The organism is Salmonella sp. SAL04157 (assembly GCF_046551635.1).
Classification (GTDB): Bacteria; Pseudomonadota; Gammaproteobacteria; order Enterobacterales; family Enterobacteriaceae; genus Salmonella; species Salmonella enterica.
Genome location: NZ_JBGDVS010000004.1, coordinates 312,191 through 325,217 on the forward strand (window position 1 = coordinate 312,191; position 13,027 = coordinate 325,217).

At 53.5% G+C, this 13,027-nt stretch carries 12 protein-coding genes; 4 read left to right on the forward strand and 8 right to left on the reverse strand.

Annotated elements, in window-relative coordinates; translation table 11 throughout:
- Position 1: 1 nt before the first annotated feature.
- Both ACLJRE_RS11250 and ACLJRE_RS11255 read left to right on the forward strand, forming a co-directional pair.
- Positions 2 to 2,410 (forward strand): fimbrial biogenesis outer membrane usher protein, encoded by a 2,409-nt coding sequence (locus ACLJRE_RS11250; RefSeq protein WP_015406150.1) that lies wholly within the window; start codon positions 2 to 4, stop codon positions 2,408 to 2,410.
- Positions 2,407 to 2,979, forward strand: a complete 573-nt coding sequence (locus ACLJRE_RS11255; RefSeq protein WP_023212762.1) for a hypothetical protein — start codon at positions 2,407 to 2,409, stop codon at positions 2,977 to 2,979. Before ACLJRE_RS11250 ends, ACLJRE_RS11255 begins: the two co-directional genes overlap by 4 nt.
- 37 nt (positions 2,980 to 3,016) lie before the next feature.
- Here ACLJRE_RS11255 and deoD read toward each other — a convergent pair whose 3' ends face one another.
- The 4 genes from deoD to deoC all read right to left on the reverse strand — a co-directional run bounded on the left by deoD (position 3,017) and on the right by deoC (position 7,446).
- Positions 3,017 to 3,736, reverse strand: coding sequence for a purine-nucleoside phosphorylase (gene deoD, locus ACLJRE_RS11260; protein WP_000224864.1), 720 nt, complete (start codon positions 3,734 to 3,736; stop codon positions 3,017 to 3,019).
- 209 nt (positions 3,737 to 3,945) lie between these two features.
- On the reverse strand, positions 3,946 to 5,169 hold the full coding sequence (deoB, locus tag ACLJRE_RS11265) for a phosphopentomutase (protein WP_000816454.1): 1,224 nt from the start codon (positions 5,167 to 5,169) through the stop codon (positions 3,946 to 3,948).
- Between the two features lie 51 nt (positions 5,170 to 5,220).
- The gene (gene deoA / locus ACLJRE_RS11270; RefSeq protein ID WP_000477840.1) at positions 5,221 to 6,543 is read right to left on the reverse strand and encodes a thymidine phosphorylase; all 1,323 of its coding nucleotides are present in this window, start codon (positions 6,541 to 6,543) and stop codon (positions 5,221 to 5,223) included.
- A gap of 123 nt (positions 6,544 to 6,666) precedes the next feature.
- The gene (gene deoC / locus ACLJRE_RS11275; RefSeq protein ID WP_001519713.1) at positions 6,667 to 7,446 is read right to left on the reverse strand and encodes a deoxyribose-phosphate aldolase; all 780 of its coding nucleotides are present in this window, start codon (positions 7,444 to 7,446) and stop codon (positions 6,667 to 6,669) included.
- A 259-nt stretch (positions 7,447 to 7,705) separates the two neighbouring features.
- Here deoC and ACLJRE_RS11280 point away from each other — a divergent pair, with 259 nt between their 5' ends.
- Positions 7,706 to 9,256 carry a YjjI family glycine radical enzyme gene (locus ACLJRE_RS11280; protein ID WP_023212763.1) on the forward strand — a complete coding sequence of 517 codons (1,551 nt, stop codon included), beginning with the start codon at positions 7,706 to 7,708 and terminating at the stop codon, positions 9,254 to 9,256.
- Positions 9,228 to 10,091 carry a YjjW family glycine radical enzyme activase gene (locus tag ACLJRE_RS11285; protein ID WP_023212764.1) on the forward strand — a complete coding sequence of 288 codons (864 nt, stop codon included), beginning with the start codon at positions 9,228 to 9,230 and terminating at the stop codon, positions 10,089 to 10,091. Before ACLJRE_RS11280 ends, ACLJRE_RS11285 begins: the two co-directional genes overlap by 29 nt.
- A gap of 32 nt (positions 10,092 to 10,123) precedes the next feature.
- Here ACLJRE_RS11285 and ACLJRE_RS11290 read toward each other — a convergent pair whose 3' ends face one another.
- The 4 genes from ACLJRE_RS11290 to osmY form a co-directional block, all read right to left on the reverse strand.
- Complete coding sequence (locus tag ACLJRE_RS11290) at positions 10,124 to 10,897, reverse strand: metal-dependent hydrolase (protein ID WP_023212765.1); 774 nt, start codon at positions 10,895 to 10,897, stop codon at positions 10,124 to 10,126.
- Entirely contained in the window at positions 10,894 to 11,967 is a 1,074-nt protein-coding gene (locus tag ACLJRE_RS11295; protein WP_000531540.1) for a patatin family protein, read from the reverse strand. The genes ACLJRE_RS11290 and ACLJRE_RS11295 overlap by 4 nt, the downstream gene beginning before the upstream one ends.
- A 123-nt stretch (positions 11,968 to 12,090) precedes the next feature.
- Complete coding sequence (locus ACLJRE_RS11300) at positions 12,091 to 12,252, reverse strand: DUF1328 domain-containing protein (RefSeq protein ID WP_000490276.1); 162 nt, start codon at positions 12,250 to 12,252, stop codon at positions 12,091 to 12,093.
- A 128-nt stretch (positions 12,253 to 12,380) separates the two neighbouring features.
- Positions 12,381 to 12,998, reverse strand: a complete 618-nt coding sequence (gene osmY / locus ACLJRE_RS11305; RefSeq protein WP_000178963.1) for a molecular chaperone OsmY — start codon at positions 12,996 to 12,998, stop codon at positions 12,381 to 12,383.
- Positions 12,999 to 13,027 lie beyond the last annotated feature (29 nt).

Below are 13,027 nucleotides of genomic sequence, written 5' to 3' on the forward strand. Positions count from 1 at the left end.
CGTGAAGTATTTAAAACTGCCGCTATACATCAAAACTGCGCTTTATTGCTCACTGGCGACCACGACGTTTTCGGCTCTGGCGGAGGAGCTGAATTTTGACATGGGTATTCTCACCTCCAGAGGCATTAGCCCCAACGTGGCACAATATTTTTCCCGTGCGCCGCGTTTTCTACCAGGCAGCCACACCGTCATGGTAAAGATCAATGGCGTAAATAGAGGGTCGTTGGTCGCGCGTTTCGACTCAGAAGGCCAGCTTTGCGTGGATGACGATTTCCTCAGCGCCAGCGGGCTCGTACCGCTTAATATCAGCGCCAAAGAAACATGCCATAGCCTACAAGAAGATTATCCCTCAGCGATTATTACCCCACTGCCAAACAGTGAATCGCTGGAGCTTTTTGTTCCGGCGCAGGCTCTGGATAATAACTTACTCTCGCTAAACAACGTGATTAAAGGCGGCACCGCCGGGTTATTTAACTATAACCTGTACGCCAGTCGCAGCGAGTCATCAGGTAGCGATAGCCGAAACTATGCCCAGGCAAACCTTGAAGCTGGCTTAAACTTCGCGGAATGGACGCTGCGCAGCCGCTACATGCTGACGAATAATGATGGAGAATACCGTACCGATAGTCTATATACCTATGCGGAGCACGTATTTCAGGCACAAAAAATGCGTGCGCAAGTTGGGCAGATCAACGTCAACTCCAGTCTATTCAGTGGCGCGCCGATCAACGGCGTACAGCTTATCCCTGAACAAGGGCTGGCACAGGATACACAAGGCGTAACCATTAACGGTATTGCCCGAACCCACCAGGCTCGCGTTGAAGTTCGTCAGTCCGGACAGATTATTTATACCGCACCAGTGAACGCTGGGGCATTTACCCTTGAAAATGTCCCCATCATACGCAGCAATACCGACCTTAACGTCAGCGTCGTTGAAACCGATGGCTCAACGACAACCTTCACGGTGCCGGCAGTATCCTTTAATTTACGCGAACTCACGCCCGCAGGCTTGACAATGTCCATAGGGCGCGTACGTGATACCACCAGCGACTATTCTCTCCCCTGGATCTATAACATCAGCGATGGTTGGAAACTGAGTGAAAACTGGCTGGCGCAGGCGTCTGGCGTACTGGCACAAGACTATCAAGCGGCAGGAGGTATGCTGCAATGGCTTCCAACCAACAAATGGACGTTTTCCGGCTCAATGCTGGGCAGTAAAGCGTCCTTTGGCGAATCTCTGCAGGGTGCGAAAAGTGAACTACGCGCCAGCATGGCGCTGCCCGGGGAAATTAGCCTTGACGTCAGTACCGCCCGTTACAGCGACGGATATCGAGAGTTAACGGATGCGCTCAATAAAGATGCTTACGAATACCAAAGCAGCTCCAGTGCTAATATCGCCTGGAACCATAATCTGTTAGGTACCTTCTCTCTGGGTTATTACACTTATCAGGCTACGGATAATGACAACGACTCTCGCAGTATAATGGCTTCCTGGGGCAAAACATTTAAATATGCCTCAATTACCGCTAACTGGCAGCACGCTGTTAATCAGGATGATGAGAATCATAACGGCAGTAATGATGATGATATGTTTTACATCAACATCAGCATTCCACTAGGTGAGCAGCGCGTCGGCGCTTATATGCGTAATCAAGGTGATAAAACAACCTACGGGCTACAAAATAATGGTTCGCTGAGTAAAGATACCCATTACTATATTTCTGCGGATCGTGATGCAAAAAACCAGCAAAATAGCTTCAACGGTAATCTCAATAGCAATCTCCATTACACTCAACTCAGCGTGGGCGGCGGCACTGATGGCGATAATTACCGCAACTATAACGCAACCTTCAGCGGGGGCATCGCTGCACACGAACATGGCATAACGTTCTCGCCTTACACCATCAAAAATACCTTTGCTATCGCACGCCTGAGTGAACCAGAAAGCGGCATTGAAATCGCCACGCCACAGGGGCGAATCTGGACTGACCACTGGGGGCAGGCCGTCATTCCGGGGCTAACTGAATGGCGGAAATCCCGCGTAGAGGTTAATGCGAATACGCTACCAAAGAGTATGGAACTGGCAAACGGTATTAAGAATATTACCGTCGCGCACAGCGCTTTTCGGGTACTGGATTTCAACGTGCTGAATACACGCCGTGTGATGCTGGCAGTAAAGCGTCCGGACGGCTCATGGCTACCTAAAGGCACCAGCATTGTAGATGAAAAAAATAACTATTTGGTCAGCGCTGTCGACAGCGGACGCGTATTTATCACCGATGTTGCGGATAATCCTGCGTTATATGCCGCTGATGATAATATGAATCGTCTGTGTCGCATCAACTACACGCTGCAGAAAATCCAGGATAAAGAGGCATTTTATGAAACGGCAAAGGGAGTCTGTCAATGAAATCCAACAGCAAATGGTTGAGGATTGCTATATGTTGTATCTTCACCGCACTACTCCCTCCATCAGCCCGTGCCGACGATGACTGCCAAATAACGTTCTCTTCGCCAAACGTCAGCTTTGGCTGGCTTAAGCAAGATGATATCGTCAATTCTCAGCAAGGCTGGAATCAAATGTCTTCACAGGAGATTCACGTTAGTGTGAGTTGCCCAAAAAGCCAGAATATTGCTCTTTTTGTGCAGGCCTCTGCGGGGGAAAAGGGACGATTTTATTTTGGAAATAACGGTGGTCTCGTCGTACGTGTTAGTCAGATGATAGTAGATGGTAAAAGTTATCCTATTGCCAGCACCCTTGATAGAGTGAGCTTTGCTCCCAATGACAGTGCCCTGGATAGTCTGTTGCTACATAATAACAACGGTATTATCGCGATGGATAATAACCAGCAGGTCAGTGGGAAAATGATGAACGTCATGCTGACATTAACACCTGTCTTGAACGATAATCAATTTACACATTCTACCGATACGGTCATGCTAGAAAGCAATTTACAGTGGGAAGTGCTGACGAAATAAACGATGAAGGGGGCCTGCTCTGGCCCCCTTCACAATCTTACTCTTTATCGCCCAGCAGTACGGATTCCAGCGCGATTTTGATCATGTCGTTGAAGGTCGTCTGACGTTCAGCGGCAGTGGTCTGCTCGTGGGTACGGATGTGGTCGGACACGGTGCAGATAGTCAGCGCTTTCGCGCCAAACTCAGCCGCAACGCCGTAGATGCCCGCCGCTTCCATCTCTACGCCCAGTACGCCGTATTTTTCCATCACGTCGAACATTTCGCCGTCCGGAGAGTAGAACAGGTCTGCAGAGAACAGGTTGCCCACGCGCGCGTCAACGCCCAGCGCTTTTGCCGCATCAACTGCGTTACGTACCATGTCGAAGTCAGCAATAGCCGCGAAGTCATGATCTTTAAAACGGATACGGTTCACTTTGGAGTCGGTGCAGGCACCCATACCGATCACCACGTCGCGCAGTTTGACGTCCATACGCACAGCGCCGCAGGAGCCGACGCGAATGATTTTCTTCACGCCGAAATCGGTGATCAGCTCTTTGGTGTAGATGGAGCAGGATGGGATACCCATACCGTGGCCCATCACGGAGATCTTACGGCCTTTGTAAGTCCCGGTGAAACCTAACATGCCGCGAACGTTGTTCACTTCGCGAACATCTTCGAGGAAAGTCTCAGCAATGTGCTTCGCGCGCAGCGGGTCGCCCGGCATCAATACGACGTCAGCGAAATCACCCATTTCTGCATTAATATGTGGAGTTGCCATCTTCAGTTCCCTTTAAATTTGTTGTTATTGCCTGATGGCGGCTACGCCTTATCAGGCCTACAAAACGTCTGTAAAAACAGTGAAATACCCTAAGGATTTCGCGTTGTAGGAAGGCGACGAATTCGTGAATCCCCGGGAGCATAGATGAACTATGTGACCGGGGTGAGCGAATGAAGTCAACGCATCTACAGCGCGAAAGACAACGGGTATCACAGCATGTTTTTACCGTAGTCCATCGGCGATGTACCAAAGTAGGTCGCCAGCGTCTGGCCGATATCCGCAAAGGTTTCACGGTGACCTAAAGAGCCCGGTTTGACTTTTGGACCGTAGATCAGCACCGGAATGTGCTCACGGGTATGGTCAGTACCGGTCCAGCTCGGGTCACAGCCGTGGTCAGCGGTCAGGATCAGAATGTCATCTTCACCCACCAGCTCCATCAGCTCCGGCAGACGGCGGTCAAACAGCTCCAGACCTGCGGCGTAGCCCGCGATGTCGCGACGGTGGCCCCAGGAAGAGTCGAAGTCGACGAAGTTAGTGAAGACGATGGTTTTATCGCCCGCTTCTTTCATCTCTTTGAGGGTCGCGTCGAACAGCGCGTCCAGACCGGTCGCTTTCACTTTCTTAGTGATGCCGCAGTTGGCGTAGATGTCGGCAATCTTACCGACGGACACCACGTGGCCCTGTTTTTCATCGACCAGTTTCTGCAGCACGGTCGGCGCTGGCGGTTCTACGGCCAGGTCGTGACGGTTGCCGGTACGCTGGAAGTTACCGGCCTTGTCGCCGATAAACGGACGCGCGATCACGCGGCCAATGTTGTAGCCGCCTTCGGTCAGCTCTTCACGGGCGATTTCGCACAGCTCGTAGAGTTTATCCAGGCCAAAGGTCTCTTCGTGGCAGGCAATCTGGAACACGGAGTCAGCGGAGGTGTAGAAAATCGGCTTGCCGGTTTTCATGTGCTCTTCGCCGAGCTGGTCCAGAATAACGGTGCCGGAAGAGTGGCAGTTACCGAGATAGCCCGGCAGGTTGGCGCGTTTTACCAGCTTATCCAGCAGTTCCTGCGGGAAGCTGTTTTCGTGATCGCTGAAATAGCCCCAGTCGAACAGCACCGGCACGCCAGCGATTTCCCAGTGGCCGGACGGCGTATCTTTGCCGGAAGACAGTTCGTGCGCCCATGCGTATGCGCCAATAACGTCCGCGTTGCCGTCCATGCCAGCGGCAATTTTACCGGTAGAGCCTTCATGCGCTTTCACCAGCCCCAGACGAGTCAGGTTAGGCAGATTCAACGGGCCCTTACGGCCATTGTCAGCTTCGCCTTTGGCGCAAGCTTCTGCGATGTGGCCCAGAGTGTCGGAACCTACGTCGCCAAAACGATCCGCGTCTTCAGTAGCGCCGATGCCGAATGAGTCCAGCACCATAATAAATGCACGTTTCATATCTTCTCCGTACTTAGTGCTTCAAAAATAATTGATCAGATCAGTATACAACTATTCAGTAATTCGACGATAGACCGAAGGTGTGCTTGCTGGCGCTTTATCGTCAAGGATAATTGCCGCTTTGACGGCCTTCGCCGCTTCCTGCCAACTGGTTTCGTCTTTGGCATGAATCACCGCCAGCGGGCGCTGCCCGTCGATGCTGTCGCCCAGACGGGCCATGTCGGTAAAGCCAACGCTGTAATCAATGGTATCAGACGCCTGACGACGCCCACCGCCCATCGAGACGACCGCCATCCCCAGCGCACGCGTATCCATTGCGCTGATAAACCCTTCGGTATCAGCATATACCGCTTTGCTCAACATGGCAGTCGGCAGGTATTTATCGTAGTTCTCAACGAAATCGCTCGGCCCTTTCTGCGCGGCCACCATACGACCAAAGACTTCTGCCGCTTTACCGTTATCCAGCACCGCCTGCAGTTTGGCACGCGCTTCGGCGTCGTCTTTCGCCAGCTGACCGGAGATCAGCATCTCCACGCATAGCGCCATGGTAACGTCAAACAAGCGCGGATTGCGGTATTCACCGGTCAGGAACTGCACGGCTTCACGCACTTCCACCGCGTTACCGGCGCTCGAAGCCAGCACCTGGTTCATATCGGTTAACAACGCCGTAGTGCGAACTCCCGCGCCGTTTGCCACGCCGACAATCGCTTCAGCAAGGGCTTCAGAAAGTTCATAGGTTGGCATAAACGCGCCGCTGCCGACTTTTACGTCCATTACCAGCGCATCCAGCCCTTCGGCCAGTTTCTTGGCGAGGATGGAACCAGTGATCAGCGGAATAGAGTCCACCGTCGCGGTAATATCGCGGGTGGCGTAAAAACGTTTGTCCGCCGGTGCAAGCGAGCTGGTTTGCCCAATAATCGCCACACCCACGTCTTGAATAATTTCGCGGAAACGGTTGTCGTCCGGGAAGATGTCGAAGCCCGGGATCGCTTCCAGTTTATCGAGCGTACCGCCGGTATGTCCGAGGCCGCGACCGGAGATCATCGGTACATAACCGCCGCAGGCCGCTACCATTGGCCCCAGCATCAGAGACGTCACGTCCCCTACGCCACCGGTCGAATGCTTATCGACAATCGGGCCATTGAGATTCAGGCTTTTCCAGTCAAGGACAGTACCGGAATCCCGCATCGCCATGGTCAGCGAAACACGCTCCGGCATGGTCATATCGTGGAAGAAGATGGTCATCGCCAGGGCGGCAATCTGCCCTTCAGAGATAGTATTGTCACGAATACCATTGATAAAGAAACGAATTTCTTCGTCACTCAACGCATGACCATCACGCTTTTTACGAATAATTTCTTGTGCGAGAAACACGGTACCCTCCTGAGGGAAAAGAGTAGAAGGCTTACATCGCCGGATGGCGGTTAACGCCTTATCCGGCCTACAGGCCTGGATTTGTAGGCCGGATAAGCGCAGCGCCATCCGGCAAATCAGAGCTTAGTAGCTGCTGGCGCTCTTACCGTCGCCGTGACCCAGCGCTTTCAGCAGGCTTGCCAGCAGGCTGGATGCGCCAAAGCGGTAGTGACGAGAATCTGCCCAGTCAGCGCCAAACAGTTCGTCTGCAATCGCGAGGAATTTCTGCGCGTCTTCCGCCGTACGTACGCCGCCCGCCGGTTTGAAGCCAACGGTTTTGGAAACGCCCATGTCGCGGATCACTTCCATCATGATGCGCGCGCTTTCCGGCGTAGCGTTTACCGGCACTTTACCGGTAGAGGTTTTGATGAAATCCGCACCGGCTTTAATGGAGATTTCAGAGGCTTTACGAATCAGCGCCTCTTCTTTCAGCTCGCCGGTTTCGATAATCACTTTCAGCAATACGTTTGCTGCGGCACAAGCGTCTTTACAGGCTTTTACCAGGTCAAAACCCACCTGCTCGTTACCGGCGATCAACGCACGGTACGGGAATACCACGTCCACTTCGTCAGCGCCGTAGGCGATCGCCGCACGGGTTTCCGCCAGCGCAATATCGATGTCATCATTGCCATGCGGGAAGTTAGTCACCGTTGCAATGCGGATGTCCGGCGTACCTTGTTCTTTCAGAGTTTTACGCGCAATCGGGATAAAACGCGGGTAAATACAAATCGCCGCCGTATTCCCGACCGGGGTTTTTGCCTGATGACACAACGCGATCACTTTTTCATTGGTGTCGTCATCGTTCAGAGTGGTCAGATCCATCAGTTTGAGCGCACGCAGGCTGCTTGCTTTTAAATCAGTCATGACATTCTCCAACGGCATTGCCGTATAAAATTTCACCTTGCGAGTCTGTTAATATTCTAACATTCACTCGCGATTACACTTCGATATACATCACAGTTAATGAAAACTACGTACAAATTTGCATTACTGTAATGAGATCTGAATCAAATTATCCCGCCGTCACCGTCTGTTCTTCGAGCGATAAGCGCATCAGGATCAAAGTCGGTTTGCCGCCATTTTCTACAATAGCGCATCGTCCCGGCATAAAGAGGAAACGAAGATGCCTGCCTCATGCGAAACTGCGCTCCAGCAGCGTTGCCAGCAAATTGTGACCAGCCCGGTGCTCACGCCTGAACAAAAACGCCATTTTCTGGCGCTGGAAGCTGAAAACGCCCTGCCTTATCCCACCCTGCCGGAAGATGCCCGCCAGGCGCTGGATGAAGGCGTCATTTGCGATATGTTTGAGGGGCACGTCCCCTTCAAACCGCGCTACGTGTTGCCCGATTACGCCCGATTTCTGGCTAACGGTTCACAGTGGCTGGAACTGGAAGGCGCGAAAGATCTGGATGATGCGTTATCCCTACTCACCATTCTGTATCATCACGTACCTTCCGTGACGTCCATGCCGGTTTATCTCGGCCAGCTTGATGCGTTGCTGCAACCGTATGTTAGAATTCTAACACAAGATGCGATCGATATTCGAATAAAACGTTTCTGGCGTTATCTCGACAGAACGCTGCCAGACGCCTTTATGCATGCCAATATTGGCCCTGCCGATACGCCTGTCACACGAGCGATTTTGCGCGCTGATGCCGAGCTAAAGCAGGTGGCGCCTAACCTGACGTTTATCTACGATGCGGAAATTACGCCGGACGATCTGCTGCTGGAAGTCGCCAAAAACATTTGCGAATGCAGTAAGCCACACATTTCCAACGGCCCTGTAAATGATAAAATTTTCACAAAAGGCCATTATGGCATCGTCAGTTGTTATAACTCGCTACCGCTTGGCGGCGGCGGCAGTACGCTGGTACGTCTCAACCTGAAAGCCGTGGCAGAACGCAGTACGTCTGTCGATGACTTCTTTTCACGTACGCTACCGCACTACTGCCGACAGCAGATCGCCATCATTAATTCACGATGTGAATTCCTCTATGAAAAGTCACATTTCTTTGAGAATAGCTTTCTTGTACAGGAAGGTTTGATCGATCCCGAACGTTTTGCGCCGATGTTCGGTATGTACGGGCTGGCGGAAGCCGTGAATCTGCTGTGCGAAAACGCGGGCCTGAACGCCCGTTACGGCAAGAATGAAACGGCGAACGAGCTGGGCTACCGTATCAGCGCCCAACTGGCGGATTTCGTCGAAAATACGCCAGTGAAGTATGGCTGGAAGCAACGGGCGCTGCTCCATGCCCAGTCTGGCATAAGTTCCGATATCGGCACTACGCCGGGCGCGCGTCTGCCGTATGGCGATGAACCGGACCCTATCACCCATTTGCAAACCGTCGCACCGCACCATGCCTTTTATCATGCCGGGATCAGCGACATTCTGACGCTGGACGAAACCATCAAGCGTAATCCGCAGGCGTTGGTCCAGCTTTGTCTTGGCGCGTTCAAAGCCGGGATGCGGGAATTTACCGCCAATGTCAGCGGCAACGATCTGGTGCGCGTCACCGGTTATATGGTGCGCCTGTCGGATCTGGCGAAATTTCGCGCCGAAGGCTCGCGCACGAATACCACCTGGCTGGGAGAAGAAGCCGCACGTAATACCCGCATCCTGGAACGACAGCCACGCGTAGTCAGCCATGAACAACAGATGCGCTTTAGTCAGTAAGATCATTGCGTTTTCCTGCGTCGATGGGCCAGGCAGCCGCCTGGCATTATTCTTACAGGGCTGCAATTTGCGCTGCAAGAATTGCCATAACCCGTGGACGATGGGTCGCTGTAACGACTGCGGGGAATGCGTATCGCAGTGTCCGCATCACGCCCTCAGCGTTGATGGCGGGAAAGTGGTATGGCGGTCGGACGTCTGCGAGCAGTGCGATACCTGCCTGAAAATGTGCCCACAGCGGGCAACGCCAATGGCGCAGACCATGAGCGTTGACGATGTGCTGCGTCATATTCGTAAAGCATCGCTGTTTATTGAAGGTATTACCGTCAGCGGCGGAGAGGCGACCACGCAATTACCGTTTATTGTGGCGCTATTTACGGCGATCAAAGCCGATCCGCAGTTACAACGGCTGACCTGCCTGGTGGACAGTAATGGTCAGTTAAGCGAGACCGGCTGGCAAAAACTACTGCCGGTTTGCGACGGCGTAATGCTCGATCTGAAAGCCTGGAAGAGCGAGTGTCATCACCGTCTGACCGGACGTGATAACACGCATATTAAGCGCAGTATCCGCTTTCTTGCTGCGCGGGGAAAACTGGCGGAGCTGCGGTTGCTGGTTATCCCGGGTCAGGTGGACTATGCGGCGCATATCGATTCACTGGCGGCGTTTATTACTTCGCTGGGCGAGGTTCCGGTGCGTTTGAATGCCTTTCATGCGCATGGCGTCTATGGCGAAGCGAAAGCCTGGCCAGGCGCGACGCCGCAAGAGGTGGAACGGCTGGCAGACGGATTGCGCGCGCGTGGGGTGGCGAAGCTGATTTTGCCGGCGCTATATTTGTAAGCGTCGCCTGCCGGACGGCGGCTGCGATGCCCTCAGAGCCGAAACAAGGTAATGGTATTGCGATACAGCGTATCGGCTATCACCTCTGCGGGCTCCGGACGTAATTCGCAGAGCGCATCAAATACTCGCGCCGCCTGCTCCGGGCGATTCGGCTGCCCCTGAAACCCCTTTAGCGGCATATCCGGCGCATCGGTCTCCAGCAACAGCGCGTCCAGCGGCAACCGCGCCATAACATCACGGGTTTTACTGGCGCGCGGGTAGGTGATGGTGCCGCCGACGCCGATTTTATAGCCCAGTCGCACAAAGCGTTCGGCCTGTTGCAGACTGCCGGCAAAACCATGCACCACACCGGTTCGCGGCAGATCCTGGCGCTTTAAGTGCATCGCCAGTTTGTCATGCGTACGCCGCGAGTGCAGGATCACCGGCAGATCGTAGCGTTTTGCCAGTTGCAGCTGCGCGTCTAAAAATCGCTCTTGCCTGGCGAACTGCGGATCGTCGCGATAAAGATCGAGACCGATCTCGCCTACCGCCACGACGTTCTGTTGTTGCGCCAGCGCCTGTTGCAGCTTATCAGGATCGTCATCGGCATGACGCTCAATCACAATGGGGTGCAATCCCAGCGCAGCATAAAGCGACGGGAAACGCGCCGCCAGCGCCAGCACGCGGGAAAAGTGAGCCGCCTCGGTCGCCGGCACGATGATTTTTTCAACGCCCGCCTCACCGGCACGCTGAATACTGGCGCGCTCATCGCCCGTAAAGGGCGGGAAATCAAAATGGCAATGCGTATCAATAAAGCGCCAGCTCACGCCAGATCCTCGTCGGTAAATGTGGTGTCGTTTGCCTGCGGCGCGCTAATGACCTCCGCCACATGCGTATCATTGGCCACCGGCGCCGGAGGCACGACCACCGTTTCCGGCACGGCAATCCGCGACGTATGGCGCAGGAGAGGCGGCGTTGCGGCGAGCAATTTACCAACGGTGGCAAGGAAATAACGCCCGCATAATTGCCCGGTTTTGTAATCCTCACGCAGCGCCGGGATACGGCTGCCCAGCGCCATGCTGTGCAGCGGTTTCGGCGGATAAATTTCAATGATCCGCAGCTTACCCGGCGGCTTTTCAATAAATTGTTGGATCGCGCTGTAGGACGTTTCATGATGCTGCACCAGGTTGACCAACGGCTGTAGACTGCTCTCCCCCAGCCAGCGCTCCATACGCTTAAACCACTGCGGCGTGTAATACATTTGCGAGGGTACGGTGCGGATCACCACAATGGTTTTCGCCCCCCGCTTTGCCGCCTCCTGAACCGGAATGGCGTCGCTAATGCCACCGTCCAGATAGTTGATGCCCTCTAACGTAACGCCGGTACGGTAGAAACCCGGTATGGCGCTGGAGGCGCGAATGATATCAAGCCAGTTTTGTTTTGTCGGCGAGAAATAGCCCGGCGTGTAATCATCCCCCCGGCAGGCGCACATATAAAAGGATTTTCCGCTGTCGAACAGGCGCGCTGCGGTATCCATCTGCAGCGGCATTCGGGCGGCGGTGGATTCCACCAGCCAGTCGAGGTCAATAAGGTTTCCTCCGCGTACAAATCGCAGCGGATCAAAAAATTCGCGCCTGGTGGTATAGCGCATAATGACTTTACGCCCGTAGCCGGGCTGGTTGCAGAGATACGCCGAGAGATTTTGCGCACCGGCTGATGTGCCGAAGTAGAGATGGAAAGGATTAAACTGCGCACGCATAAACTCATCCAGCACGCCTGCGGTAAAGATGCCCCGCTGCCCCCCGCCCTCGCAGACCAGCGCCATACGGCCTGGCCGGAACGGTGTTAATGATAACGGCGCAATATTGCCGAGCGTAACCGGTATTCGCTGGCCCACCTCTGCCTTCCTGTTTTTCATTTTTTTCCAGGCTGACAAGGTAACGCAAAACGTTAACGGCTAAAACCGTAAAAGCCAGTCCGCTGGACTGGCTTGATAGCAATATATCTTTACAGCTGCCTGCTAGGGTCGTTTACGGCCCATGAACAGGCTGACCAGGAAGAGCACGATCCCGACGACGAAGACGATTTTCGCCGCGCCGGCAGCCGTACCAGCCAGTCCACCAAAACCCAATGCGGCGGCAATTAACGCGATAACCAGAAATATAATGCCCCAACGAAACATAAGCCTCTCCTTTACCATAGTTAATGTCGACCGCTAAATATGAGCGCTCAGGCTACTCATTCGCGATATTTTTAGTGTGGTGCACATTACGCCTCCCGACAAACGTCGGGAGGACGAATTACGACGAATTACTGAACTTTCAGATCGTTTTTAACACTTTTTACGCCATCAACGGCTTTCGCGATGCTTTCAGCGCGGTCGCTTTGTTCCTGAGTTTCAACAGTACCGGAGAGCTGTACGACGCCATCGGTCGTTTCCACTTTTACTTTACGGGAAGGGACGAGATCGTCCGCCAGCAACTTGGCTTTGACTTCACTGGTCGTGGCCGTATCGCCGGCATAACCTTTCACGGAACCTTCTTTATTGTCGCGAACGTGAAGTTTGTCGCTAACGGAGGTCACGCCTTCTACGCCTTTCGCCACTTTCACGGCGGCTTCAGCCTGCGCCTGGCTTTCTACAAAGCCGCTCAGGGTGACGACTTTCTGATTGGTTTCGACAGAAATATCGGTGCTTTTAATATTGTCATGGTCTACCAGCGCAGCTTTTACTTTCGCAGTGATAGCGCTGTCATCCATGAAGTTACCGACTTTATTCATAGAGCTATCGACTTTTTGCCCTGCGGTTTCGGTTCCGCTTTGCGCCTTGTCCGTTGTTGCGTTTTCTGCAAAGGCAGAACCTGTCGCAACGGCAGAGGTCAACATTACGGCCAGCAGAGTTTTAGAAATCTTCAGTCTTGTCATAGTCATCGATTTTGTCCTGTATAGTTTGCTCGTAA

Coding starts and splice junctions, on each gene's coding strand:
- deoC (WP_001519713.1), bottom strand. CDS start 7,446: ATGACTGATTTAAAAGCAAGCAGCCTGCGTGCGCTCAAACTGATGGAT.
- deoD (WP_000224864.1), bottom strand. CDS start 3,736: ATGGCAACTCCACATATTAATGCAGAAATGGGTGATTTCGCTGACGTC.
- ACLJRE_RS11300 (WP_000490276.1), bottom strand. CDS start 12,252: ATGTTTCGTTGGGGCATTATATTTCTGGTTATCGCGTTAATTGCCGCC.
- ACLJRE_RS11280 (WP_023212763.1), top strand. CDS start 7,706: ATGCCTGCCTCATGCGAAACTGCGCTCCAGCAGCGTTGCCAGCAAATT.
- ACLJRE_RS11285 (WP_023212764.1), top strand. CDS start 9,228: ATGAACAACAGATGCGCTTTAGTCAGTAAGATCATTGCGTTTTCCTGC.
- ACLJRE_RS11255 (WP_023212762.1), top strand. CDS start 2,407: ATGAAATCCAACAGCAAATGGTTGAGGATTGCTATATGTTGTATCTTC.
- osmY (WP_000178963.1), bottom strand. CDS start 12,998: ATGACTATGACAAGACTGAAGATTTCTAAAACTCTGCTGGCCGTAATG.
- deoB (WP_000816454.1), bottom strand. CDS start 5,169: ATGAAACGTGCATTTATTATGGTGCTGGACTCATTCGGCATCGGCGCT.